This window comes from Velazquezella soli (genome assembly GCF_977018685.1).
The window spans coordinates 3,479,934-3,504,731 of record NZ_CDRNXF010000004.1; the positions used below are offsets into that span (position 1 = coordinate 3,479,934).

General features: G+C 62.5%; 22 protein-coding genes. 13 read left to right on the top strand and 9 right to left on the bottom strand.

The genetic code is table 11. The features are described 5' to 3' along the window. Positions 1 to 338: 338 nt before the first annotated feature. The 4 genes from AC0JZ8_RS20400 (at position 339) to AC0JZ8_RS20415 (ending at position 8,136) form a co-directional block, all read left to right on the top strand. Positions 339 to 4,253: a peptidoglycan-binding protein gene (locus AC0JZ8_RS20400; protein ID WP_471893307.1), complete on the top strand. Its 3,915-nt coding sequence runs from the start codon at positions 339 to 341 to the stop codon at positions 4,251 to 4,253. 252 nt (positions 4,254 to 4,505) lie between these two features. After that, the gene (locus tag AC0JZ8_RS20405; protein WP_174195565.1) at positions 4,506 to 5,432 is read left to right on the top strand and encodes a sulfite exporter TauE/SafE family protein; all 927 of its coding nucleotides are present in this window, start codon (positions 4,506 to 4,508) and stop codon (positions 5,430 to 5,432) included. Then, positions 5,432 to 6,244, top strand: coding sequence for a TIGR02186 family protein (locus AC0JZ8_RS20410; RefSeq protein WP_471893308.1), 813 nt, complete (start codon positions 5,432 to 5,434; stop codon positions 6,242 to 6,244). Before AC0JZ8_RS20405 ends, AC0JZ8_RS20410 begins: the two co-directional genes overlap by 1 nt. Before the next feature lie 89 nt (positions 6,245 to 6,333). Then, the gene (locus tag AC0JZ8_RS20415; protein WP_082476242.1) at positions 6,334 to 8,136 is read left to right on the top strand and encodes a chloride channel protein; all 1,803 of its coding nucleotides are present in this window, start codon (positions 6,334 to 6,336) and stop codon (positions 8,134 to 8,136) included. 60 nt (positions 8,137 to 8,196) lie between these two features. Here the strand turns inward: AC0JZ8_RS20415 and AC0JZ8_RS20420 are convergent, their stop codons facing one another. Beyond that, entirely contained in the window at positions 8,197 to 8,997 is an 801-nt protein-coding gene (locus tag AC0JZ8_RS20420) for a DUF4394 domain-containing protein (RefSeq protein WP_430258189.1), read from the bottom strand. A 311-nt stretch (positions 8,998 to 9,308) separates the two neighbouring features. Here AC0JZ8_RS20420 and AC0JZ8_RS20425 point away from each other — a divergent pair, with 311 nt between their 5' ends. The 3 genes from AC0JZ8_RS20425 (at position 9,309) to AC0JZ8_RS20435 (ending at position 11,558) form a co-directional block, all read left to right on the top strand. Beyond that, positions 9,309 to 9,833, top strand: a complete 525-nt coding sequence (locus AC0JZ8_RS20425; RefSeq protein ID WP_062454893.1) for a sigma-70 family RNA polymerase sigma factor — start codon at positions 9,309 to 9,311, stop codon at positions 9,831 to 9,833. Continuing rightward, positions 9,830 to 10,555 carry an anti-sigma factor gene (locus tag AC0JZ8_RS20430; RefSeq protein ID WP_471893309.1) on the top strand — a complete coding sequence of 242 codons (726 nt, stop codon included), beginning with the start codon at positions 9,830 to 9,832 and terminating at the stop codon, positions 10,553 to 10,555. Before AC0JZ8_RS20425 ends, AC0JZ8_RS20430 begins: the two co-directional genes overlap by 4 nt. An 82-nt stretch (positions 10,556 to 10,637) precedes the next feature. Further along, a complete protein-coding gene (locus AC0JZ8_RS20435) occupies positions 10,638 to 11,558 on the top strand; it encodes an alpha/beta hydrolase family protein (protein ID WP_471893310.1) in 921 nt (306 codons plus the stop codon). Here the strand turns inward: AC0JZ8_RS20435 and pdeM are convergent. The 5 genes from pdeM to AC0JZ8_RS20460 form a co-directional block, all read right to left on the bottom strand. Beyond that, positions 11,537 to 12,283 carry a ligase-associated DNA damage response endonuclease PdeM gene (pdeM, locus tag AC0JZ8_RS20440; RefSeq protein WP_471893311.1) on the bottom strand — a complete coding sequence of 249 codons (747 nt, stop codon included), beginning with the start codon at positions 12,281 to 12,283 and terminating at the stop codon, positions 11,537 to 11,539. The two genes, AC0JZ8_RS20435 and pdeM, sit on opposite strands and share 22 nt — an antisense overlap. An 86-nt stretch (positions 12,284 to 12,369) precedes the next feature. Beyond that, positions 12,370 to 14,892: a ligase-associated DNA damage response DEXH box helicase gene (locus AC0JZ8_RS20445; RefSeq protein WP_471893312.1), complete on the bottom strand. Its 2,523-nt coding sequence runs from the start codon at positions 14,890 to 14,892 to the stop codon at positions 12,370 to 12,372. Positions 14,893 to 14,931: 39 nt separating this feature from the next. Further along, positions 14,932 to 15,576 carry a YitT family protein gene (locus tag AC0JZ8_RS20450; protein ID WP_471893313.1) on the bottom strand — a complete coding sequence of 215 codons (645 nt, stop codon included), beginning with the start codon at positions 15,574 to 15,576 and terminating at the stop codon, positions 14,932 to 14,934. Continuing rightward, positions 15,576 to 16,193, bottom strand: coding sequence for a YitT family protein (locus tag AC0JZ8_RS20455; RefSeq protein WP_062453896.1), 618 nt, complete (start codon positions 16,191 to 16,193; stop codon positions 15,576 to 15,578). Before AC0JZ8_RS20455 ends, AC0JZ8_RS20450 begins: the two co-directional genes overlap by 1 nt. Before the next feature lie 139 nt (positions 16,194 to 16,332). Continuing rightward, the gene (locus tag AC0JZ8_RS20460; RefSeq protein WP_471893406.1) at positions 16,333 to 17,259 is read right to left on the bottom strand and encodes a class I SAM-dependent DNA methyltransferase; all 927 of its coding nucleotides are present in this window, start codon (positions 17,257 to 17,259) and stop codon (positions 16,333 to 16,335) included. A 231-nt stretch (positions 17,260 to 17,490) separates the two neighbouring features. Here AC0JZ8_RS20460 and AC0JZ8_RS20465 point away from each other — a divergent pair, with 231 nt between their 5' ends. After that, a complete protein-coding gene (locus AC0JZ8_RS20465; protein ID WP_062453898.1) occupies positions 17,491 to 17,757 on the top strand; it encodes a DUF6460 domain-containing protein in 267 nt (88 codons plus the stop codon). Next, the gene (locus tag AC0JZ8_RS20470) at positions 17,758 to 18,243 is read left to right on the top strand and encodes a CAP domain-containing protein (protein WP_471893314.1); all 486 of its coding nucleotides are present in this window, start codon (positions 17,758 to 17,760) and stop codon (positions 18,241 to 18,243) included. It begins immediately after the preceding gene. 6 nt (positions 18,244 to 18,249) lie between these two features. Here the strand turns inward: AC0JZ8_RS20470 and AC0JZ8_RS20475 are convergent, their stop codons facing one another. Next, on the bottom strand, positions 18,250 to 19,341 hold the full coding sequence (locus tag AC0JZ8_RS20475; RefSeq protein ID WP_471893407.1) for a quinone-dependent dihydroorotate dehydrogenase: 1,092 nt from the start codon (positions 19,339 to 19,341) through the stop codon (positions 18,250 to 18,252). Between the two features lie 8 nt (positions 19,342 to 19,349). Beyond that, entirely contained in the window at positions 19,350 to 19,697 is a 348-nt protein-coding gene (locus AC0JZ8_RS20480; RefSeq protein WP_471893315.1) for a DUF952 domain-containing protein, read from the bottom strand. A 92-nt stretch (positions 19,698 to 19,789) separates the two neighbouring features. On the opposite strand from AC0JZ8_RS20480, the gene AC0JZ8_RS20485 reads away from it, so the two are divergent. The 3 genes from AC0JZ8_RS20485 to AC0JZ8_RS20495 all read left to right on the top strand — a co-directional run bounded on the left by AC0JZ8_RS20485 (position 19,790) and on the right by AC0JZ8_RS20495 (position 21,815). Further along, positions 19,790 to 20,194, top strand: coding sequence for a hypothetical protein (locus AC0JZ8_RS20485; RefSeq protein ID WP_092663642.1), 405 nt, complete (start codon positions 19,790 to 19,792; stop codon positions 20,192 to 20,194). A 98-nt stretch (positions 20,195 to 20,292) separates the two neighbouring features. Beyond that, positions 20,293 to 20,940, top strand: coding sequence for a response regulator (locus tag AC0JZ8_RS20490; protein WP_062453903.1), 648 nt, complete (start codon positions 20,293 to 20,295; stop codon positions 20,938 to 20,940). Between the two features lie 209 nt (positions 20,941 to 21,149). Next, positions 21,150 to 21,815: a S24 family peptidase gene (locus AC0JZ8_RS20495; protein WP_471893316.1), complete on the top strand. Its 666-nt coding sequence runs from the start codon at positions 21,150 to 21,152 to the stop codon at positions 21,813 to 21,815. Positions 21,816 to 21,858: 43 nt separating this feature from the next. On the opposite strand, the gene AC0JZ8_RS20500 is transcribed toward AC0JZ8_RS20495, so the two are convergent. After that, positions 21,859 to 22,713, bottom strand: a complete 855-nt coding sequence (locus AC0JZ8_RS20500) for a transporter substrate-binding domain-containing protein (RefSeq protein ID WP_471893317.1) — start codon at positions 22,711 to 22,713, stop codon at positions 21,859 to 21,861. 103 nt (positions 22,714 to 22,816) lie between these two features. Here AC0JZ8_RS20500 and AC0JZ8_RS20505 point away from each other — a divergent pair, with 103 nt between their 5' ends. Beyond that, positions 22,817 to 24,739 carry a glycosyltransferase family 2 protein gene (locus AC0JZ8_RS20505; RefSeq protein ID WP_471893318.1) on the top strand — a complete coding sequence of 641 codons (1,923 nt, stop codon included), beginning with the start codon at positions 22,817 to 22,819 and terminating at the stop codon, positions 24,737 to 24,739. The last annotated feature ends 59 nt before the right edge of the window (positions 24,740 to 24,798 follow it).

The following is a 24,798-nucleotide window of genomic DNA, read 5'->3' on the forward strand; positions in this document are numbered from 1 at the left end:
CTAATAGGTGCTTTCGCCTGCATTGCCGAGGAAGTCGCGCCCGCCGCGCTGCATCACAGTGATAGCATCGTCGAAACCCGTGTCATCCGGGCAAACATGCGGAATCGTGGCAAAAAGGTTAAGATCTTAACGAACATTAACGATTTATTTACTACGTTTCTGGAAATAGTGGGGGCTACGGGAGGTCAGTCAAATCCATCCAACGAATGAGTCGTTCTTTCATAAGGCAAGCCTTGCGTAAGAAATGTCTAATATGGATGTGATTCACCGGTGCCAATAGGCGGCGGATGAGGCTGAAACCGAGCGTCGGCAGGTAAAACGCGGAAGCGAGCGAGCACATGAACGGATCACGATCGAATCCCAACCGCCCGGGCGAACGCTCCTCTCTTGACGCCCTAAACCGTACGATCGAGGGCCTGGAGGCCCGAATCGAGGATCTGATGTCGGGCGCCGGGCGCGAACGCCGCCAGCCCGCTTCCGACCCGCGCCTCGAAAAACCGGCGTCCGTGCAGCCCCCGCAGATGCAGAGGCCAGCGGCGCCTCGCTTTGCCGACCCGCTGGCGGAAATCCGCGAGCGCCAGCGCATGCTGGGATCGGCCCGCGAGCGCATGGCAAGCGCACAGCAGTCGCATGCGGCCGAACCGGTCCGCCAACCCGTCCAATCACCACTCCGCGAAAAGATCACGCCGCCGGAAGCCTATCGTCCCAGCCAGGAGCGCCGTCCCGCCGCACCGGTTGCGGCAACTGCCACCGAAGTTTCTGCGAGCCGCTTCGAGCGGGCTGTCGCCAGCCGCGATATGCAAATGCGGGAAACCCGCCAGCAGGCGACCGATGGCGCCTCCATGCGCGAAATCGCCGAAGCGCTGGTCGGCTTGCGTCACGAACTGAAGCAGGACATCGCCGAAGGCGTCGCCCGCGAGATGGGCGCACTGCAAACCGAAATCCGCTCGATCCGCTCGATCGCCGAAGATCATCGCGGCACCGAAGACCTGCGCGGCGATTTCTCCCGTCTTGCCGACAGCATTAGTCAGCTGGGCTACAGCAATTCTCCCGATGCGGAGGCCCTGCGTGCCGAGTTCGAGGAACTGCGCAATGTCATGGCCCAGGTCATGGATGGCGTGGCGCGCGAAGATTCCGTGCAGCGCATGGAAAGCCGCTGGCAGGGGCTGGAAGAGCGAATCCACGGGCTTGAGCCAGAGCTTCTGCGCGACGAGGTTTCGCAGCTCGCCTACCGGATCGACGACATCAAGACCCAGCTTGGCGGCATGAACGACAGCCCCGCGCTGCGCGCGCTGGAGCAGAAGCTGATTGCGATCGCGACCGCGATGGAGCAACTCGGCAGCCGCATGCAGCCATCCGACGAACTGCTTGCCGAGCAGTTCACCATTCTCGACGAGCGTCTCGACGAAATCACTCGCGCCGTTGCCGCCGGCAGCCGTGCTTCGGCTGCAGCCACGCTCGACCAGGCTTTCATGCAGAAGCTCGACGGCCGGATCGTCGCTATCGCAGAGCAGGTCGATCAGATCAGCCAGGCTGCTGCCGATCCGAGCGAGATGCTGTCCGGACGGATCGAAGCGCTGACCGCGCGGATCGAGGAACTCTCCGACGAGCAGGCCGCCATGCGGCTGGAAGAGCGGCTCGACCAGCTTTCGGTCATGCTGACGCAGGCGCAGAAGCCCGCGTATCAGACCGAGCTTTCCGACCACCTCGCCGATATCTCGCGCAAGATCGATGGTCTTGATCACAACTCGATCAACGACATGCTGGGCGAGCGGCTGGATGATCTCGCCCGTCGTATCGACGAGATCGAATATCGCCCGGCGCCTGCCACCGACGAGCGGGCCTTCGACCGGTTGGAAACCCGGCTGACCGACATCGCCATGCGACTGGACGAAGCAGCCAGCGCACCGCGCGGCGACGAAAACGCCCTGCGTAGCCTGGAAGACCAGATTGCGCATCTTTCGAGCCTGATCAGCGAGCCGCAGACATCTTCGGTCACTGCGCTACCTGATGGTTTCGAGCATCGGTTCTCGGCAATCGAAAGCTACATGTCGACCAACGACGAGTACATTCTGGAAGCCGCACGGCAGGCCGCAGAAGCCGTCGTCGAAGCCTATTCGCGCAATACCGGCGCCGGCGGCATGGCCGTCGCGTCCGGCGACATGGCAGCCCTTTCGGCCCTCGCCGACGATCTTCGCCACCTTGAAGAGCTGACCCGCGGCACGGAAACGCGCAGCCATCAGACTTTCGAAGCCTTGCACGGAACGCTGGTGCAGATCGCCAATCGTCTGGACACGCTGGAAGACAGCATTTCCACGGCCCGTTTCGAGCCCGCCTATCGCGATGCGCCGGCCGGTCGCGAAGCCCAGACCGACCAGCCGATTCGCCATCCCAAGATGCCGGCCGCAGCGCAACTGTCCGTTCCAGCGATGGAATTTGCCGGCGCCGAGGACCGCAATGTTGCTTTGGCAGATGCGCCCGTCGAAACCGACGAGGTCGTCGTGCCCCCTGCAGCCGCGCGGGAAGAGCCGGCCAAGCCCGGTCTGCTGGCCGGCCTCTCGAAGCGTTTCAAGTCGGGCACCCGCGATGCAGGCGAAAAGCCGGCCCGCACCGTCATAGAGCCAACGCCTTCGATCGATCCAGCCGACATTCTCCCAGCCGGCCGTGAAAACGACCTGCTGGAGCCGGGCTCGGGCGCTCCCGACGTCAAAAAGATCCTCGAGCGCGTGCGTGCCAGCCAGGCCGCCGGCGATTTCAGTGGCGAGAAACCCGGAACGGCCGACAAATCGGACCGCGCTGACTATATCGCCGCTGCCCGTCGTGCAGCCAAGGCCGCAGCACAGGAGACGGATCCTTCACAGGTCAACGCGGTCAAGAGCGTTCGCTCCGCCACCAAGTCGCAGACCACGTCTGTTGCCGGCACGCCGTCCGAAAAGACCGGCATGTTTGCCAAGTTTTCGCAGCATCGCCGCCCCATCCTGATGGCCGTCGGCGCCGTGCTGCTGGTGATGATGTCGATGCAGGTGGTCAAGAACGTGACCGGAAGCAGCGACAGCGCGCCCGAACAGGCTGCCCTCGAAGCCCCGGCTCCGGTCTCCGTGCCGGAAGAGACTGCGCAGGCTCCGAGCGCACCAGTCGAAGCTCCCGCTCCTGTCGACACCGCTCAGGCCCCGGCCGAAAGCCCTGCAGCCAGCGATGGTGACGGACAGGATGTGGCAGCGACGCCGCCTCCGGTCGCGCCCGACGCCGCGACAAACCACCTGATCGATCCGGTTCCCGCAGCCGGAGATCTCGCTTCAATGCGTCCGGCCGCCGAAGCTGCTCCGGCACCTTCAGAAGACGCCGGCTTCACGGCACAAGCGCCGGCTGCCGCTGAAATCGAGGCACCGGCTCCGATCGTCGTGCCTGTCGGCCTGGAGCCGAAATCGCTTGCCGACGCCGCATCGTCGGGCGATGCCAACGCGCTGTTCGAGATTGCCACCCGCTTTACCGAGGGACGTGGCGTCAAGACTGATCTCGTAGAGGCGGCAACCTGGTACAAGCTTGCCGCCGACCGTGGTCTTGCGCCTGCCCAGTACCGCATGGCGAACATGTTCGAAAAGGGAACGGGCGTCGAGCGCAACCTCGGTGAAGCCGTTCGCTACTATCAGCTGGCCGCCGAAGCCGGCAATGCCAGCGCCATGCACAACCTCGCCGTTCTCTACGCGTCCGGTGCCACGGGCCAGCCTGACTACACCCAGGCCGTCAAGTGGTTCACCCAGGCCGCCGACCACGGCGTCGCCGACAGCCAGTTCAACCTTGCCATCCTGTTTGCCCGCGGCAACGGCGTGAAGCAGGATCTGGAAGAGAGCTACAAGTGGTTTGCCGTTGCGGCAAAGGCAGGCGACAACGACGCCGCCCAGAAGCGCGACGAAGTGGCCAACGCCATGCGCAAGGAACAGCTGGAAAGCGCCCGCGCCAAGGTCGACCTCTGGAAGGTGATGACACCCGAGCCGCGGGCAAATGCCGTTGTTGTTCCGGATGAATGGGCTGCCGGCAAGCGTCTTACCACCGCATCTGTTGACATGGAAAAGGCCGTCCGCAACATCCAGGCGATCCTCAACAAGAACGGCTTTGAAGCCGGACGGCCGGACGGCAAGCTTGGGGCCAAGACGGTAAGCGCAATCAAGTCGTTCCAGTCCTCGATCGGCCAGGAGCCTTCCGGCCGCATCAACGACGCACTGGTTCGGGAATTGCTGGCACGCAACAAGTAGCCAGCAACCCGTAAGACGACCAATCCGGTCGGGCTGGGGACTATCGGCCACGCCCATTGGAAAACGCTGAAGCTGCTGTTTTCCCGGCGGATTCACGAATTGACACCCCGGCAGGCCAAGCGCATGACGGGGTGTCCTTCATGCGCGGTTCATCGCGTCTGTGAAAGGGTTCCCCAAAGCCAGAGCGACGGCCATCTTGAATGCGTGCCGCCTGCAACGGCGTTGTCTTTTTCGACGTGTCGAGGTTCAGCCGTGACTGTCTACCTGCCGATTGCAGAGCTTTCGGTGAACATCTTCATCATCCTTGGCATGGGTGCAGCTGTCGGGTTTCTGTCCGGCATGTTCGGCGTCGGCGGTGGCTTCCTGATCACGCCGCTTCTGATTTTCTACAACATTCCACCCGTCGTTGCCGTGGCAACCGGCGCCAACCAGGTCGTTGCCTCCTCGATCTCGGGCGCGATCACCCATTTCCGGCGCGGGTCGCTGGATATGAAACTGGGCACGGTGCTGCTTGCCGGGGGCCTTGTCGGCGCGACGGTCGGTGTGTGGATCTTTTCCTGGCTACGGCGCATCGGCCAGCTCGACCTGTTCATCTCGCTTCTCTATGTCGTGCTTTTGTCGACGATCGGCGCGCTGATGCTGCAGGAGAGCCTGAGAGCCATGCGGCGGGCAAAGAACAACCAGCAGCTACCGCTGAAACGCCCGGGCCAGCACAACTGGGTGCACCGCCTGCCCTTCAAGATGCGGTTCAAGAAGTCGAAGATCTATCTCTCCGCCATCCCGATCCTCGTGCTCGGTTTCGTCATCGGCGTGCTCACCTCTATCATGGGTGTCGGCGGCGGCTTCATCATGGTGCCGGCGATGATCTATCTCCTGCGCATTCCGACCAATGTCGTGGTCGGCACCTCGCTGTTCCAGATCATCTTCACCACCGCCTATACGACCATGGTTCAGGCGGCGACCAACTACTCAGTCGATATCGTCCTTGCGACGATCCTGATGGTCGCCGGCGTGATCGGCGCGCAATACGGCGTGCGCGTCGGCCAGAAGCTGCGCGGCGAACAGCTGCGCGCGCTGTTGGCGCTGCTGGTTCTCGCCGTCGGCATCCGTCTTGCGATCGGCCTGATCGCAACGCCGAGCGACGTCTATTCGGTCGCCGTCGGAGGACTGTCCTACTGATGCGCAGGCTGATCCTCTCCCTCCTTCTTCTTCTCTCATTCGGATTGTCGCTGGCAACGCAGGTCGCGGCCCAGACGCCGTTCGACACGGCCTCGCCGATCAAGGAAGGGCTGGAGATCGGGGCGTCGTCGAGCGAGATTGCCATCACCTCGGATTTCCGCGGCGCCGACCTCACCATCTTCGGGGCCATTACCAATCCGGACGAGCTGCTGCTCGCGATCGGTCAGTACGATATCGTCGTGACGCTTGAAGGTCCGCGCGACTATGCCACCGTGCGGCGCAAGGAACGCGTGCTCGGGATCTGGATGAACACCCAGGCGATGACGTTCGAACAGGTGCCGGAGAGCTATTCGATCGCCAGCACGCGCCAGCTGAACGACCTCGATCACCAGGCGCCGTCCTTCAACAATATCGGGGTCGGCATCGAACACCTGCCTCTCAACCCCACCGGCTACATTCCGAATTCCGGTCTGATCCGCGATTTCCGCGAGGCCTATCGCCGGCAGAAGCTTAACAGCGGGCTTTACCAGCGCGACACGAGCGGCGTGCGCTTCGTCTCGTCCAGCCTGTTCCGCGCCTCCTTGCGGCTTCCAGCCAACGTTCCCGATGGCGTGCACATGGTCCACGCCTATCTGTTCAAGAGCGGCGACCTGATCTTTCAGCGGGAGATGCCGTTGCGCGTGGTCAAGACCGGCCTGGAGCAGGCGATCACCGATGCAGCCCACGAGCGTCCGATCGCCTACGGTCTGTTCTGCGTGCTGATCGCTGTCGTGACCGGATGGGGCGCCAGCATCATCTTCCGCAAGGACTGATCGTCTAACAAATTCGCCGGAACGGTTTCCAATCCTCTCCTCACGCCCTAGTTAGGGCGCAACATACAGTTCCAATGCAAAGCGTCAGCATGTTCCGCCGGATCGCCGCACGCCTTTTGGCTTCCCTGTCCCTCCTCCGTCCGCTGCTTCGGCCGTCCGAACTGCGCGCAGTCATCAGGCGCAGCGAATTCGGCCTGATCCTGATTGCAGGCGTTGTCGGGGTTCTCGCCGGCCTCGCGGTCGCCGCGATGAGTTTTATCTCGCACGCGCTGCATGTCCTGATCTTCAAGATCGGCAGCACCGAGCGCTTAAGCTCGGCAGCGTTTCTCGAGCCGACGACGGTGCTTTTGGCGCCGGTTGCCGGCGGTGTCGTGATGGGCCTGCTGTACCTGATCCTGCGCAAGTGGCGTAAAAAGCCGATGGTCGACCCGATTGAGGCCAATGCGCTGCATGGCGGTCGCCTGTCACTGACCGACAGCATCATCGTCGCGGTGCAGAACCTGATCTCCAACGGCTTCGGCACCTCGATCGGGCTTGAGGCCGGCTATACGCAGCTGTCCTCCGGCATTGCGTCGAAGATCGGCTCATTGGTGCAGCTGCGCCGAACGGATCTGCGCGTGCTGGTTGGCTGCGGTGCTGCCGGTGCCATCGCATCCGCCTTCAACGCACCGCTGACCGGCGCCTTCTACGCGTTCGAGCTGATCATCGGCACCTACACGATCGTGAGCCTCGCGCCCGTCGTCGTTGCGGCGCTTGCGGCAACCTTCGTCACCCGGCTTTTCGTCGGCGATGCCTTCATGATCGATATCGGCAAGATCGGCACCGTCGTGCCCGCCGATTACCTGCCGGCGGTGGTGCTGGGCATCGTCTGTGCCGGCGGCGGCATCCTGCTCATGCAGGGCGTGACCAAGGTCGAGGAACTGGCGCGCGCCAGTTCCATCTCGTCCGCCTTCCGGCCGGCGATCGGAGGACTTGCGGTGGGCCTGCTGGCGCTGATCGATACGCAGGTGCTTTCGGCCGGTCACGGCGCGCTGCATGCGAGCCTCAACCAGAATATGGCGATTGGCGCGGTGCTGGGCCTGCTTCTGCTGAAATCCGTCGCTTCGGCCATTACCATCGGCGCCGGTTTCCGTGGCGGCTTGTTCTTTGCCTCGCTGTTTCTCGGTGCGCTGATCGGCAAGCTGTTTGCCTATTCGACACCCTACATCTTCGCCAATGCGACGCTGACGCCAGTCATCTATGCCGTGGTCGGAATGAGCGCGATGGCCGTTGCCGTGATCGGCGGACCGTTGACCATGACCTTCCTGGCGCTCGAAGTGACCGGTGACTTTCCGATCACGGCGCTGGCGCTTGCCGCGGTCATCACCTCTTCCGTCGTGGTGCGCACCACATTCGGCTACTCGTTTGCGACATGGCGTTTTCACCTGCGTGGTGAAAGCATCCGCAGCGCCCATGACGTCGGGTGGATCCGCAACCTTACCGTCGACAAGCTGATGCGCGCCGACGTGAAGACGGCACCGGCATCCATGACGCTCGAGGACTTTCGCAAGGAGTTTCCGCTTGGATCAACCCAGCGCGTGATCATGGTCGGCGAAGACGAAAAATATATCGGCATGGTGCTGACGCCGGAAATCTATTCGGCGGCGACCGAAGGCGGCGAGGAAAAGCCGCAGCTTGCCGATTTCATCCGCTTCAAGAACGACGTTCTTCTGCGCAGCATGAATGCCAAGCAGGCGGCGGCGATGTTCGACAAGACGGAGACGGAAGCGCTGGCCGTGGTCAACAACCAGATCGAGCGCAAGGTGATCGGCCAGCTTTCGGAAAGTCATACGCTGCGGCGCTACACGGAAGAGCTGGACCGCAGGCGCCGGGAGATCTCGGGCGAGATATAGGCGGCACGCATCGTTTGAGTCGGCGGGGCGGAACCGCTGTGGTCCGCCCCGCCAGTCGCATTACATAGCAGGCAGAACCGCGATGTCACGTACATCGGTCTCGACGCCGGAGATTGTACCGACTTCGGTCGCAGCGCCCGTTTCCAGGTTGACCGTGTAGAGCATCTTTCCGGCTGCGAGATAGGCGGTGTTCTTGCCGCCGTCTTCACCCTGAATATCGAAGGCGTAGGTCGCCGGCTTGTCCTTGAGACCGAGCTTGCCGATTGCCTTCAGGGTACCGTCGTTCGGCTTGGTCTGCTGGATCAGCGCGCCGATCGTGGCATCGATGTTGTACATCGCGGTCTTCTCGGGCTTGCCGATCGAATTGGTATAGGCCGCGGCGACGATGTTCGGGGCTTCGCCCTTGTGCATGTCGCCCTCTTCGAAGGCGAGCGTCCCATCGACCGTGACGGCGCCCGTATCCGGATGGACGCGGTGGTTGGTGGTGCCGGTCATGAAGCGCAGGCGGTCCGCCATCGGGTTGAAATCGACCACAACAGGAGCGTCCGACATGGTCAGCATCTTGTCCATCTTGGCGACTTCGGTGGCGGCACCGGTTTCGAGATTGATCGAGACGATCGCGTGTTCCGGCGTGACGCCGATCACGGTCTTGTTGCCCGGGCGGAAATCAATGCCAACCAGCTTGGTGACGCCGGTGACTTCCATCGTCTTGCTGACTTCAGGCTTTGCCGTGTCGAACATCACCAGCGTCTTGTCGCCGGTAAGACCGAGGACCGGGGCGGCGGAGGCGGCAACTGCGCCCGTGACGGCTGAAGCTGCGAGGATCGAGGATGCGATCAGAGCGTGGCGAAGGGTCTTCATGGTGTCTGTTCTCCCGTTGAAACCTTTGACGAGAGCATGTCGGCGCATGGCCTTTTCGATGCTCTCAGAAGGGAGACACACGGGAGGATACGTTTGGATGCAGCAGACGAAAATATTTTTTCGCTGCATCCATTTTCCGGGTTGGCGTGTCCTTAAGTTCGAAGGCGACTTTGCAGCCGGTAAACCTTTCGAGACTGGACGAGCCCATGCCCGCCGTGGCAACAGCACAGAGACAATATTCGCGTTCCTGCGAACGCGCATGGGGAGAGAGCGGCTTGGCCCTGGTGACCGACCAAACACACGATCTCGAGATGGCCCTTGCCGCCTGCGCTGCGGGCGACCGTCAGGGCTTGCGCCGCATCTTCGACGACGAGGCCGGCCGGCTGGTGGCTGTTGCGCAGCGGATCGTGCGGCGGCGGGAACTGGCGGAAGAAGTGGTGCAGGAAGCCTTCATCCGCATCTGGACCCATGCGCATCAATATTCCCCCGACCGCGGATCGGCGCGCGGCTGGATCTACGCGATCGTGCGCAACCGCGCGCTCAATCTGTTGCGCGATGGCAAGCGCGAGGATCTGGTCGGCGAAGATAGGCTCGAGACGCTGCAGGACGGCGAGCAGCTGGACCAGATCATGGCCTCTTTCCACAGGCTCGACCGCAACAGCCGTCTGCACGAGTGCCTCGGTTCCCTCGACGAGATCAAGCGACGCGGCATCCTGATGGCCTATGTCGGCGGATACACGCATGGCGAAATCGCCGGACGCCTCAAGCTTCCGCTTGGAACGGCAAAATCGTGGATCCGGCGCGGACTTTCCTCGCTGCGGGAGTGCATGGCATGAGGATCGAGGAACGAGACTTTCCGGCCATCGCCGACGACTATGTTCTGGGTCTTCTCGATGCGGCTGAGGCTGCCGAGGTCGAGGCCGCCATCGAGCGCGACGGCGGCCTTGCCGAAGCAGTCGCCAAGGCACGCGAGCGGTTCCTTCCGCTCGACATCAGCGTCGAGCCGGCTCCGGTATCATCGGCGCTGTGGGACGCGATCTCTTCCCGTCTGCCGGAGCAACCGGGCGCCGCTGCCCCGTCTCTCGCGTCGGTTTCGCCGAGACTGCCTCTCGCCGGCAACGACAACAGCCGCTCCGGCTGGCGGGCAACCGCGATCTCCGCGATCGCGGCTTCGCTGATCCTTGCCGGTGGTCTGGTCTGGAGCGTCACCCGGGTGAACGAGCCGCTGGTGGTGGCCGTGCTCCTCAACGAGGCCGGCGAAATCCAGGCCGTGGTCGAGGATTTTGGCAACGACACGGCAAGTGTCAGACTGCTCAGCGACTTTACGGTGCCGCAAGACAAGACGATGCAGGTCTGGACGCTGCCCTCGCGTGACATGGGGCCGATGTCGCTCGGCCTTTTGGAAGGCGCGCATTCCGCAACGCTGCACGGCCCTGCGCTGCCGAGACCCCAGGATACCCAGCTCTACGAGATCACCCTCGAACAAGCCGGCGGCTCCCCGACCGGCCGCCCGACCGGCCCGATCCTCGCCAAGGGGTTCGCAAAACTGCCACGCTAGAGGCGCGCAACCGCCTTGGCCTTTCGGCCAATTGCGCACCAAAAACAGGGCTGTATTCTCCCTTCGCCGAAGGGAGAATGGGATGACGCTGACGCAGGACACACCACGTCCGACAGGTGAACCGATGACGATCACCTGCCAGGACGGGGTGGTGCTCGGCGGTCACATCTGGCCGGCATCGGGGCCGCCGCTTGCCAGCGTCATCATCAACCCGGCAACAGGCGTCCTTGCCCGCTACTATCACTATTATGCGGAGTTTCTAACGAGGCACGGCTTCGATGTGCTGACCTACGATTATCGCGGCATCGGACTGTCGCGACCGGCGAGCCTTAAGGGCTGCGGCTATCGCTGGCGGGACTGGGGCGAGCAGGATTTCGACGCAGCGCTTCGGTTCATGCACGACAGGCGGCCGGATCAACCGCTGCAGGTGGTTGGCCACAGTATCGGCGGCTATCTGCCCGGCCTATCTCCGAACGGGGCACGGATCGACCGGATGCTGACGGTGGGCGCGCAATACGCCTACTGGCGCGATTATGCGCCGGGGCACCGCGCCCGGCTGTTTTTCAAGTGGCATGTAGTGATGCCGGTGCTTACCGCCGCATTCGGCTATTTCCCGGGCAAGCGGCTCGGCTGGCTCGAAGACCTGCCGGCAGGCGTTGCCAACGAGTGGAGCTTTCGCGGGGCCCGGATGGAGATGACCCATCCGGTCGGCGAGCGCGACGAGGTTCTGCGCCGGTTTGCGGCGGTCACGGCACCCATCCTGGCCATTGCCGTTGCGGACGACGACATCGGCAGCGTGGCAGCTATTCGCCGCAGCCTTGCCTATTATAACGGCGCCGAACGGACGGAGGTTCTGCTGGAGCCCGCGGTCTACGGGCACTCACGGATCGGGCATTTCGGCCTGTTCCACGCGCGCCACAGGGAGGAGTTCTGGACCGACACACTGCGTTGGCTGAAGGAGGGGGGTAATCCCTGGAGCGATCAGCCCAGCAAATTGCCGTAGCGGACGGAATAGATGCGGTCGCGGCCGAGGAGGTGGGCGACCAGGGTTTCGCGGTCGAATATGCCGTGCATCGCCTTGTGATTGAGATCGAGGCCGCCGGCGAGAACGCCGAAGGCGGGCATCAGGAGGCGGTGACCGTCGCTGGCAAAGCAGGGACGGCGGACGGATTTCTCGCGGCGGCGGACGGTGGCGGACGGGTGGAGATGGCCTGCGACCTCACCCTTGACCCCGTTCGGGACTGTGGCCAAGCTCGGTTCATGGCGGAAGACGAGGTCGCCATAGATGAGTTCGTCGGTGCAGGTGCCCGGCAGGTCGATCGTTCCGTCCGGATCGTGGTTGCCGTTGATCCAGATCCAGTCGCGACCGCGCGCCATGTCTGCGATCATCGTGCGCAGGTTCTCCGGCAGATATTCGGAGCCGCGGCGATCATGGAAATTGTCGCCGAGCGACACGACCACTTTCGGATCGTAGCGGGCAATGACGGCGGCGAGGATGTTGAGAGTGGCGATCGTATCGTAGGGCGGCAGCATCATGCCGCGCCTTGCAAAGGCAGCGCCTTTTTCCAGATGCAGGTCGGACACGACGAGCATGCCGGTTGCCGGCAGATAGAGGCCGCCGAGCGGATCGCAGACAGCCGCGACGCCATGGACAACGATCTCTTCCGCGCCGGTAGCGGCCGGGGTCATCGTGCTGGATTGAGCGGCGAGGCGCAGGCGGTGCAGCAATGTCTTTCGGTCTTTCCTGTCTTGCGGTGCAAAGCCTTTTATCCCCGCGCCGGGCCTTTGTCCGGGCTAGCGTCGCGAATAAAGCCTTACCCCATCGCCTCGGCGATCAATTCGTCTGCGGCCTCGGCCAACACCACGTCCTGCGCTTCGCCCGGCACCGTTTCCCGGCCGATTTCCAGCATGATCGGTACCGCCAGCGGCGAAACGCGATCAAGGGCGCGGTGGGTGATATGCCCTTTGATTCGTGCCAGCATATCTCCTAGCCGGCCAATATCCAAAAGCCCCGTTGCCGCATCGCGGCGTGTCGCCTCCAAAAGAACGTGATCGGGCTCGTGGCTGCGCAGCACGTCGTAGATCAGATCGGTCGAGACCGTGACCTGCCGGCCGGTCTTTTCCTTGCCCGGATAACGCCGCTCGATCAACCCGGAAATCACGGCGCAATTGCGGAAAGTCCGTTTCAGCAGATAGCTTTCGGCGAGCCAGGTTTCGAGATCATCGCCCAGCATGTCCTCGTCGAACAGATCGGAAAGGCTGAGGCTGCCGTCCGCGATCATCGCACCCATGTCGTTGAGGCCATAGACGGCGAGCGAATAGTCGGTGGCGACGAAGCCGAGCGGCCTGCCGCCGGCGCGCTCCAGCCGGCGTGTGAGAAGCATGCCGAGCGTCTGGTGGGCGAGCCGACCTTCGAAGCAGTAGGCGATCATGAAGAAGCGTTTGCCGCGCGGAAACGTCTCGATCAGCAACTCGTCGCGGCGCGGCAGGATGGAGCGTTCCTTCTGGATCGCCAGCCAGTCGCGCACCTGATCCGGCAGAACCTTCCAGCGTTCCGGATCCGCCAGCATGGCGCGCACCTGATCGGCGAGATAGGTGGTGAGCGGAAATTTCGCGCCGGCATAGGTCGGGATCATCGGATCGGTGGAATAGGTGTTCGACACCAGACATTCGTTTTCGCGGATGGTTTCGAACCGCAGCACCTTGCCGGCAAACAGAAACGTATCACCGGGCACGAGCTGCTCGAGGAACTGCTCCTCCACCTTGCCGAGCGTCATGCCGCCGCGGCCGACGGCACCCTTGGCATTGCGCTTGACGAGGCGGACACTGAGTTCGGTCGCCTCGACGATGGTGCCGAGGTTGAGGCGGTATTGCTGCGCCACCTGCGCATTCGACACCCGCCAGCGGCCCTCCTCCGTCTTGCGGATCTTGGCGTAACGCTCATAGGCGCGCAGGGCATAGCCGCCGGTGGCGACGAAATCGACGATCCTTTCGAACATTTCCCAGGAAAGGCCGGCATAGGGCGAGGCCGAGATGATCTCGTCATAGAGCTCGAGCGGATCGAACGGCTCGGCGCAGGCCATGCCGAGGACGTGCTGGGCGAGAACATCGAGCGCACCTTCGCCGACCGGCGGCGTATCCTGGGCGCCCAAGTAATTGGCATCGAGCGCCGCCTGGCATTCCATCACCTCGAAGCGGTTGCCGGGCACAAGGATCGCCTTCGAGGGTTCGTCCATGCGGTGATTGGCGCGGCCGATGCGCTGGGCGAGACGCGAGGCGCCCTTGGGCGCGCCGATATGGAGGACGAGATCGATATCGCCCCAGTCGATGCCCATGTCGAGCGTCGAGGTGGCGACGACGGCGCGCAGCTTGTTTTCGGCCATCGCCGCTTCCACCTTGCGGCGCTGGCCGGCATCTAGAGAACCGTGGTGGAGCGCGATCGGAAGATTGTCGTCGTTGATTGTCCACAGCGCCTGGAACAGGAATTCGGCCTGGAAGCGGGTGTTGACGAAGATCAGCGTCGTCGCATGGCGCTTGATCTCACGGTAGACGTCCGGAATGGCATAGGCCGAGACATGGCCGCCCCAGGGAATGCGGTTTTCCGTGTCGAGAATGGTGATATCGGGGGCAGCGCCGCCCGTCACATGGACGAGGCCGGCGGGTGGGGCAGGATGTTCGCCCTGCGGCACCAGCCAGCGCTGGAGATCCATCGGGTCGGCCACGGTGGCAGACAGCCCGATCGTCTGCATGCCGGGAGCAAGGCGGCGCAGGCGCCCGAGGGCGAGCGACAGGAGGTGGCCGCGCTTGGAGGTGACCAGAGAATGCAGCTCATCAAGGACGACGTATTTCAGGTCCTTGAAGAAACGCTCCGCTTCCTTGTTGGCGAGCAGCAGTGACACCTGTTCGGGGGTGGTCAGCAGAATATCGGGCGGATTGAGCTTCTGGCGCTGTCGCTTCGACTGCGGCGTGTCGCCGGTGCGGTTCTCGACGGTGACGGCAAGCCCCATTTCGGTGACCGGCTTCATCAGGTTGCGCTCGATATCGACCGTCAGCGCCTTCAGCGGCGAGATGTAGAGCGTGTGGATACCGGTAAACGCCGAGCCCGGCGGGATCTTGCCACGCATGACCAGATCGGTCAGCGACGGCATGAAGCCCGCAAGCGTCTTGCCGGCACCGGTCGGCGCGATCAGCAGCATGTTTTCGCCGGCCTGGGCGCGGGCGAGAAGTTCCAGCTGATGGGCGCGCGGAGACCAGCCCTTTTCCGCGAACCATTTCAGGAACGGGCGGGGCAGAGGGACAGCATCAGAGCCGGGCGTTGGGTTTTCGACGAGATCCACGTCGTTAAGGTAAGACGAACCACGCGAAAATGAAGAGCATTACCGAACGATATATCTGTCGGTGCGGTGGTTGATCGCAAGTGTCAGGTTAAGCGTCACCGCGGCGATGACCGAGCAGAGGATGACGAAGGGGCTGGCGACGAGGAAGGACAGGACCAGCACGACACAATCAAGCCCGAGCTGCACGAAGCCGGCCCGCCAGCCGAGACGGTCCTGCAGGTAGAGGGCGAGAATGCCGAAACCGCCGAGCGAGGCGCGATGGCGAAACAGGATCAGCATGCCGCATCCGATCAGGAGACCGCCGAACAGGGCGGCAATGACCGGATCGATGGCGCTGATGGTAATCACCTTCGGCAGGACGCCTGTCAGCTCCGACGTGACCGCGACGGCGGAGAAGGTCTTGACCGTGAAAACCGGACCGAGCCGCTTGTAGGCAAGCCAGTAGAAGGGCAGGTTGAGCAGGAAGAAAGCGGCACCGAAACTGATATCGACGGAATAGCGCAGCAGGAAGCCGATACCTGCCGTGCCGCCGATCAGAAGGTTTGCGGCCTGCAGCAGCACGACGCCCAGCGCTGCCAGCATGGAACCGGCAAGGATCGCCTGCACATCCTCGATGAGCGAGTGTTTTTCGGAGCTGGAAGTCCAGAGGCCGACGGGGCTCCTTTTGTCGGTCACGTTTGCCATCAGCGCACCGCGATATAGCGATCGGAGCGATGGTTGACGGTCAAGAGCAGGTTGAGCACGACAGCACTCAGGAGCGACCAGACCACGGTCATCGGGCTAACGACGAAGAAGGCGGCGGCCATGACGCAGAGATCGAAGCCAAGCTGAACGAGGCCTGCCGGGATCTTGAACCGGTCCTGGATATAGATCGCGAGAATGCCGATGCCGCCGAGCGAGGCGCGATGCCGGTAAAGCCCCAGAAGGCCGAAGCCGATCAGGATGCCGCCGAGCAGCGCTGCCCAGAACGGATCGAGATACTGGATCACCAGAAAGCGCTTCTCCAGCTCGGCAATGACGGAAACGCCGGCAATGGCGATGAAGGTCTTCACCGAAAAGCCCAGGCCGAGACGCTTGAAGGACAGGTAGTAGAACGGAAGATTGACAACGAAGAACAGGACGCCGAAGGGAATGTCGAACGCATAATGCAGCAGGAAGGCGACGCCCGCCGTGCCGCTGGTGAGGAGCCCGACCTGGTTCAGAAGATAAAGACCTAGGGCGGCGACCATGGCGCTGATGAACAGGCCCTGCGCATCTTCCAGCATCGTGTGGCGTGCCGGATCAAGGCTGTAAAAACCCATACGGCGCCTTGCTGCAACCTGTTCGTCGGCCACGCTATTCCCCTTGATTTTTGGCGGATTGTGCACCGCGATAGCAGCTTCATCAAGCGACATCGCTGCGCGCGTCGACGGCCTTTCGAAATAACAACAAAGTGAAGGCTTACCCGGTCTTTCGCGACAGAAACAGTATGCCGTGGATGGGTTTGCCGGCATCCATGCGAATGGTCGTCCGCTCGACGGCGATGAGAACGAAGCCGTAATGCGCGAGCAGGCCGCCGATATAGACTTCCGAATGGGCGTAACGGAGCGAATCCTTGAGCACAAACGTCTCGTCCTCGCCCGCATCTTCCACCGAGAAGGCGAACAGACCGGCCGGTGCCAGAAGCTCGGTCACGAGTGGGAAGACCGTTTCGAGCGAGCCGAGATACATCAGCACATCGGCTGCCGAAACGAGATCGGCACGGTGCGGCGGAAGCGTGTCGAACAGGCCGGACTGTGCTGCCTCAAGGCTGAGATCCGACTGGCCTAAGTGATCATAGAGGTGTTTGTCCGCAGCCTTGGCCAGCATGTTGGCAGACAGGTCGAACCCTTCCAGGCGCCCTGCCCGGTCGCGGATCTCGGCCCCGAACAGGCCGGTGCCGCAGCCGAGATCGACCACGGTCGCAAACGGCCCATGGTGCGCGACCAGCGTGCCAAGCTTTTGCGGGACCGAGTAGTTGAGCTTTTCCACCAGTGACGTATCGAACCTGTCGGCATAGTCGTCGAACAGGCCCTCCACATAGCGGCTGGGCGGCTGGTCCGGGACATCGCCGGCGCCGATCAGCGCGAGCCGCAGGCTGGCGCCGAAGATATCGTCCGGCTGCAGTTCGAGCGCGCGGCGATAGGCGTCGGCTGCATTCGCGAGTGCCGCCTTGTCGCGGTATTCGCCGAGCCTGAACCATCCGGCGGCCCAGGTGGGCACGAGTTCCAGTGCCTGCTCCATCAGTTCTGCGGCGGCGGAGAAATCCTGTCCCTCGGCCAGCATGCGGGCATAATCCGCACGGCGGTCGGCAATGACGTCACCGGAAGAGAACTGGATCGCGCTCATGGCGTGACGGCTTTCACTGGAGTTACGGCGGGAATTGCGGCGGGCATTACGGCGACGGTGGAGTTGCGTCATCTCGCCATTCCCCTCGCCCCTCCTGTCACCCGGGCCACAAAAAAACTCAAGTTGTATTTGAGAGGCTAGTGAAGAGTGCCTATGTGACAGGTTGCGGGACTGTTCCCGCAAGGCTATGGCAATCCCAAACAAATTTTCCAACGGTGGAGACGATCGACGATGGCGGATGGCGTGAACAGGTTCCTCGGCGATTCGATCGGCCGCACGATCATCAAGCTGATCGTCGTCTGCCTGATCGTCGGCTTCGTGCTGGCGTTCTTCGGCTTCACGCCGGACAATATCGTCGACACCATCCGCTACTACTTCCTCGACCTCTGGTACAACGGTTTCCAGGCACTGGGACGCGTCGGAGACTATCTCCTTCTCGGCGCGATCATCGTGGTGCCTGTCTTCATCGTGCTGCGGCTTCTGAGCATTCGCCGCTGAATGTCGATGGTGTCTCTCCCCTCCCGTCGCACCTTTCTGGCGCTCTCCGGCACCGGCCTTCTCCTTGCCGGCTGCTCCACCACATCTGTCATGACGCCGACGCCCGGTTCTGTCGATGAGACGGAAGCAGCGCTTCCGCTCGTCAACGAGCTGCGCCAGGCAAAGGGCCTTTCGTCTCTTGGCCTCGACAAGCAGGCACGACTGGCAGCCGGGCGGCAGGCCGTCCGAATGGCGAAGGCAAAGGAAATGAAGCACCTGATCGGCTTCGGGGACGATTTCGGCGACCGGATGCGAAAGAGCGAGGTGGCGCTGCCAGCGGCGGAAAACATTGCGGCTGGCCAGCATGATGTCGGCGACGCGGTCCAGGCCTGGATCGACTCGCCCAAACACCTGCGCAACATGCTGGGCAGCTACAAGGGCCTCGGCGTTGCTGCCGCCCGCGCAAGCGACGGAAGGCTGTACTGGGCGATGGTGCTGTCCAACTGATAGAAGCTAGAGGCTCTTCGCCGCCCAACGGTCGAGATGCGTGTCGCGCAGTTCGCGGATCGATGCGACCTTTTCCTGGTCAAGCAGAGACGACAGGCCGCGGACGATCGCGGATGGCAGGCCCGGCCCTTCATAGACCATGCAGGAATAGACCTGAACCAGATCGGCTCCGGCGCGGATCTTTTCGAGCGCTTGCGCCGCATTTCCCACGCCGCCGACGCCGATAATCGGCAGATCCTTGCCGACCCGCTGGCGCATCTTGGCAAGCACGGTTGTCGAGCGTGAAAACAGCGGGGCGCCCGAAAGCCCGCCCATTTCCTTCGCCTGGGCCTGGTTGCGCAAACCGTCGCGCGCCAGTGTCGTGTTGGAGACGATCAGGCCATCCAGAGCATGGGACGTGGCTTCGGCTGCGACATCATCCATTCCCTCTTCGGTCAGATCCGGCGCAATCTTCAGGAAGATCGGCACGGAACGGCCATGGCGGGTCGCCTCTTCGTCACGCGCCGACAAGATTGCCTCCAGCAGTGCCTTCAGACTGTCGCGCGCCTGCAGGTCGCGCAGGCCGGGCGTGTTGGGCGACGAGATATTGGCTGTGAAATAGGTGGCAAGGCCGTAGAATTTGCGGATACCGGCGACGTAATCGGCGATACGGTCCTGCGCATCCTTGTTGGCACCGATATTGACGCCCACGATGCCGCTTGCGCCTCTACGGGCCGAAAGTCGCTGGAACGCCGCCTCGTGGCCCTCGTTGTTGAAGCCGAGCCGGTTGATGATGCCGCGATCCTCGACCAGCCGGAAAATGCGCGGCTTGTCGTTGCCGGCCTGCGGCTTCGGCGTGACGGTTCCGATTTCGGTGAAGCCGAAGCCGAGCTTCAGGACCGCATCCGGCACTTCGGCATTCTTGTCATAGCCGGCGGCAAGCCCGATCGGGTTTTCGAAGCGGATGCCGGCGATCGTCTGGGCGAGCCGCGGATCGGCCTTGAGGCTGCAGGCCGGCACGACACCGCTTTTCAGCGCCGCGACCGACAGGCCGTGAGCTTTTTCCGGATCGAAGACGAACAGACTGCGCGACGCCAGCGCCGAAAACGGCCGCATCACTGTTCCGATCATGGCATTTTCTCCGGAAAGGCATGCTGGCCGTCAACGCCGATCAAAAGCGGCATTTCCCAGAGCACGGCTGAAAACGGCAGGAAGCCATATAGGTGGGGGAAAAGATCGCCGCCGCGCGAGGGTTCGAATTTCAGGGCATCGCCCAGAACCAGCGTGTTGACGGCGACCAGCATCAGGCCCGTCAGGCCGGCGAAATGCCGCTTGGCCGTTTCGCGCGCCTGGGACCCGGTGGAGAAATGGATGTAGCCGTCGCGCAGGTCGATTTCCGCACCTTCGAAGCGACCAGTCTCCTTGGCCTTGCGCCAAAGTAAATCGGGTACGATCTTGTAGACGATATCGGGCATCACGAACTCCCATAGTCCGGCTCTGATCTATGATCGGCACCGTTTGCCGCAAAGGGCGTTGATTGTCCATGGTGCAATGAGGAGGAAGGATCATGAAAAGGATCACTGCGACACGAGTCTTTGTAACCGTTGCGCTCTCGACGCAGGTGCTTTCGCTGCCGGCTCAAGCGCAAGACGACCGGCGGTTCCAGCTGGAGCGGACCGAACAGGGGATCGTTCGGCTGGATACGCAAACCGGCGCGATGTCGCTGTGCAACGACACCGACGGAGAACTGGTCTGCCGCATGGCACCGGACGAGCGGGCCGCCTATGAAAAGGAACTGGATCTGCTCGAAAAACGCGTAACCGCGCTGGAACAGCGTCTTGCCGATCGCCCCAAGACCTTTCCTGATGACGATGCTGTCGACCGGTCGCTCTCGATCATCGAGCGGTTCATGCGCGGCGTCATGTCGATGGTACGGGAATTTGGCGGCGAGCCGCAACCGGACAGGACCTGATTCATGCTATTTTGCAGACTTGTGTCGCGCCACACTCGGCGCTACACATTAAGTATTACAGGGAAAGCACGACTATGCCTTTGGGAGGGGGCGTGGACATGCAGACACTCAACATCATCATCGCCGACGACCATCCGCTTTTCCGCGGTGCGCTGAAACAGGCGATACAAGGCGTTGCCGACGAAATTGTCATCATCGAAGCGGGCGACTTCGATGCGGCGAGAACAGCGGCGCAAGACAATCCCGAAACCGATCTCATGCTGCTCGACCTTGCCATGCCGGGCGTGAGCGGATTTGCGGGCCTGACGTCGCTCAGGTCGGCCTTTCCGGCGCTACCGGTGATCATCGTTTCAGCCACGGACGATCGCAGCACGATCAGGCGGGCGCTCGATCTGGGCGCTTCCGGCTTCATTTCCAAATCCTGCGGGCTTGACGATATCAGGGCCGGAATACAGGCCGTGCTGGAAGGCGATATCTGGGTGCCGAAAGGCGAGACATCGCAGAGCGAGGAAGACGCCGCAAGATCAGACATTCTCGACCGTCTGCGGACGCTGACGCCCCAGCAGCACCGGGTTCTGTCGATGCTTGGCGAAGGCCTGCTCAACAAGCAGATCGCCTACGAGCTGGGCGTCTCGGAGGCGACCATCAAGGCGCATGTCTCGGCTATTCTTTTGAAGCTGAACGTCGATAGTCGCACCCAAGCCGTCATCAAGCTCGGCCGGCTCAACATGGCCATGGTGGCGTAGGATAGCAGCAAAGGATTTTATTCCTTTTCTGCTTTACGAAATCCCCCTGCTGGGCTAAATTCTGCGACGAGCAAGCGGAGATCGCTCATCTCCGGGCGGCGGCCTTGAGGGCCGGTATCCTTGACGCTTGCATCCAACGGGACTGATCGGCAATGGCAGGCGGAAGGCGGCAACGGCTGTTTCCTCTTGTGCCGGGGGCAGGGACGACGATGCTGTCACATGAGACGATATGGATCGCGATCGACACGCTGGCTGAGCGTCATCAGCTGTCGCCGTCCGGGCTTGCCCGACGCGCAGGACTGGATCCGACCTCGTTCAACAAGTCGAAACGGCTTGGCCCCGACGGACGTCTGCGATGGCCCTCGACGGAATCGATTGCCAAAGTTCTGGAAGCGACCGGCGCAACGGTCGATCAGTTCATGAGCTATCTGCCGCATGCGATGGGCAGGTCGCAACTTCCCGACGGCAATTTTCCCTCCCAGAACGGCACGATCCCGCTGCTCGGCTTTGCCCAGGCCGGCTCCGGCGGCTTTTTCGACGATGGCGGTTTTCCTGCCGGACAGGGCTGGGATGTGGTGGAATTTCCCGTCGATCCCGCCCGAAAAGCCGGTGTCTACGCGCTCGAGGTCCAGGGCGATTCCATGATGCCGCTCTATCGGGACGGCGACGTGCTGATCGTCGAGCCCGGCGCACAGGTTCGGCGTGGCGACCGCGTGGTGTTGAAAACCCGCGAGGGCGAGGTGATGGCGAAAGTTCTGGCGCGCCAGAGCGCGCGCCTGGTCGAGCTTCTGTCGCTCAACCCCGAACACGCGAACCGTTCGTTCGACACGGCCGATGTGGAATGGATGGCTCGGATCATCTGGGCGAGCCAGTAAGCCGCGTTCCATTTAGCGTCTCTTGAGAAAAAATTCCTCTGTCTCAGTAGAGGCCGTTCGGGAAATAGCGCAGGTAGAGTTCCTGCAGGCGGCCGTTGCGCGACAATTCGGCCAGCGCCTGATCAAAGGCGGCTGCAAGGGTCGGATCGTTTCTGCGGACCATGATGGTCAGGCCCTCGCCTAGAAATTTCTGCGACAGGTAGGGGCCGTCGAACAGGCTGCAGCAGATTTCCGATGCCTCGCTTGCGACCCAGAACGGCAGGCGAAGGCCATCGGCAAAGACCGCATCGACTTGTCTCTCCTTCAGCGCTGCCAGCATGTCCTCGTAACTGTCGAACGGCTTTTGCGTGATCTTCGGGAAGAACGCTCTTAGCATCGCCTCATGCGCCGTTCCCTTGACGACACCGACCGGACGATCGCTGAGGTCCGATACCGTGGTCGCAGCCGGTGTCGCCGCGTTGTTGCGGGCAAACCTTGCCGGGATACCGAGATAGGGCCTGGAAAAAAGAAAGCGCTGCCGCAGCGACGGAGTTGCAGCGACCGCTGCCATCACGGCCTCCCCGCCCCCGTCTTCCAGGGTCTTTTCGAGATCCGCGAAGGGCATGGCCTGAATCTGGCACTTTGCCTCGATCTTCAGGACCGAGCAAATCTCGCGGGCGAGATCGATGTTGAAGCCTGACAGCCGGCCCGATTGATCTGCGAAATTGAAAGGGGGGAAATCGACTGTCGTCAGGATGCGCACGCGCAGGATTGTCGACAGATCCTGACGCTCCACGCGTTCTCGTGCGTCAAACATCAGCGGAAGCTGGGTCGCCGGGGTAGAAGGCGGAGCGGTGGAGGCCGCAAGTGCCTGCGTTGCGGACAGAAGTCCGTGTATCACCACCACCAAGAGCTGCATAAACTTGAAAACACCACTGCTTTTTAGGGATGTAATCAGGTATCGCATCTTTATGATCCGTGTGGGGCAATAGGGGTTCGTCTGCGGACGGTGTAGCAGCAACATGCGCTCAGAGGAACATGCTTCGCAGCCGACCTATCACGACGAAACGGGGGCGCCGCCGACCGACGAGACCGAGTCCGGGCAAATGCTCGACTTTCGTCCCGGCATCCAGGTCGAGCTGACAGCGCTTGCGGCCCTCGGTTTCTCGAAACCGTTGATCGCCAAGCTGGCTGGCCTCTCCAGGCAAAACGGGACGACGGTCGAGGCCGAGCTTCTGGCAAGCGGCGACGTGAGGGAAGACGCCTATTACGGTGCCATCGCCCGTCTGCTGCGACTTCCCTTCGTCTCGTCGCTCGATCCCGCGCTTGTCGTTATCCTGCCCTCGACCGACGCCCAGCTGACACGCCCGACCATGGTGAGGATCGCCCATCGCAACAAGGCGCAGGAAATCGCCATCGTGCCGGAGGCGGCGCGACTTTCGCAGATTGCGGCAACGCTTGCGACCCTGCCGCTTGTGGGCCGCGATCTCGTCATCACCACGCCGAGCGCCATTCGCGAATCCGTCTGGAAAGCCGATGCAGCGCGCCGTATCCGCGAGACCACGAATACCCTGTTCGAGCAGAGACCCCTGCTGTCGGCCCGCGTTGTGCTCGCAGGCCACCAGGGCTTTTACGGTGGGTCGTTTCTGACGACCCTTGCCTGTCTCCTGCTGATTGCACCGATCGATACGCTGCTTGCGCTGCATATCGTCCTGTCACTCACCTATTTTTCGACGCTCTGTCTGCGACTTTCGGCGATGATCCGGCAAACTTTGGTGGCGCCTGAACGCGTGCCAATCGCTCCACCGTTCGGGCCGCTGCCGCGCTACACTGTTCTGGTCGCACTCTACCGCGAAGAGGACATGGCCGAGCAGTTGGTCGCAAGCCTCAAGCGGCTGGACTGGCCCGCATCTCTGCTCGACATCAAGTTCGTATGCGAAATCGACGACCGGCAGACGATCGAAGCCTTGAAGGCGCTTGAGCCTGGCCCCCAGTTCGAGATCGTCGAAGTGCCGGCCTATGGTCCGCGGACGAAGCCAAAGGCTCTCACCTATGCGCTGAAAGGTGCGCGCGGCGAATTCACGGCAATCTACGACGCCGAGGACAGGCCGCACCCGCAACAACTCCGCGAGGCGTACCGGCGGTTTCGCGCGGCACCGTCCGAACTCGCCTGCCTGCAGGCACCACTGATCATCACCAACGCACGGGAAAGCTGGTTGAGCGCGTTGTTTTCGCTCGAATATGCAGCGCTGTTTCGCGGCCTTTTGCCGATGCTCGGGAAAATGAACATGCCGCTTCCACTCGGCGGCACGTCCAACCATTTCCGCACCAGCGCGCTGATCGCAGCCGGCGGATGGGATCCGTACAACGTGACGGAAGACGCCGATCTTGGCATGCGGCTCTACCGGCTCGGCTTTACCGCCGACGTGATGCGGCATCAGACTCTGGAGGACGCGCCCTTATCGATCAAGGTCTGGACGTCGCAGAGAAGCCGCTGGTTCAAGGGCTGGCTGCAAACCTGGCTGGTGCTGATGCGCGACCCGGCGCGGCTGATCGGCGAAATCGGCATCAAGCCTTTCTGCGTGATCCAATTGCTGGTGGGCGGCATGCTTTTGTCATCGCTGCTGCATCCGCTGATCCTCGTCTTTCTCGGCGTCGGCTTCTCAGCAATGCTGCGGGCGCCGATCGACACGCTGCCGCTTGAGGTCGTCGGCCTGTTCGCGATCGACTTCACCAATATCCTCGGCAGCTATCTCATCTTCCTCGGCCTCGGCATCGGATCGATGACCGACCACGAAAAGCGCCTCGTCGGCCGCCGCTGGGTTGCGGTGCCGCTCTACTGGATGATGACATCCTTCGCCGCCTGGAAGGCGCTACGGGAACTCAGGACAAAGCCGTTCCACTGGAGCAAGACACCGCACATGCCGCGACGGAAGGAGAGCTGATCGGGAGGGGGATTGGAGCGGGTGAAGGGAATCGAACCCTCGTATTCAGCTTGGGAAGC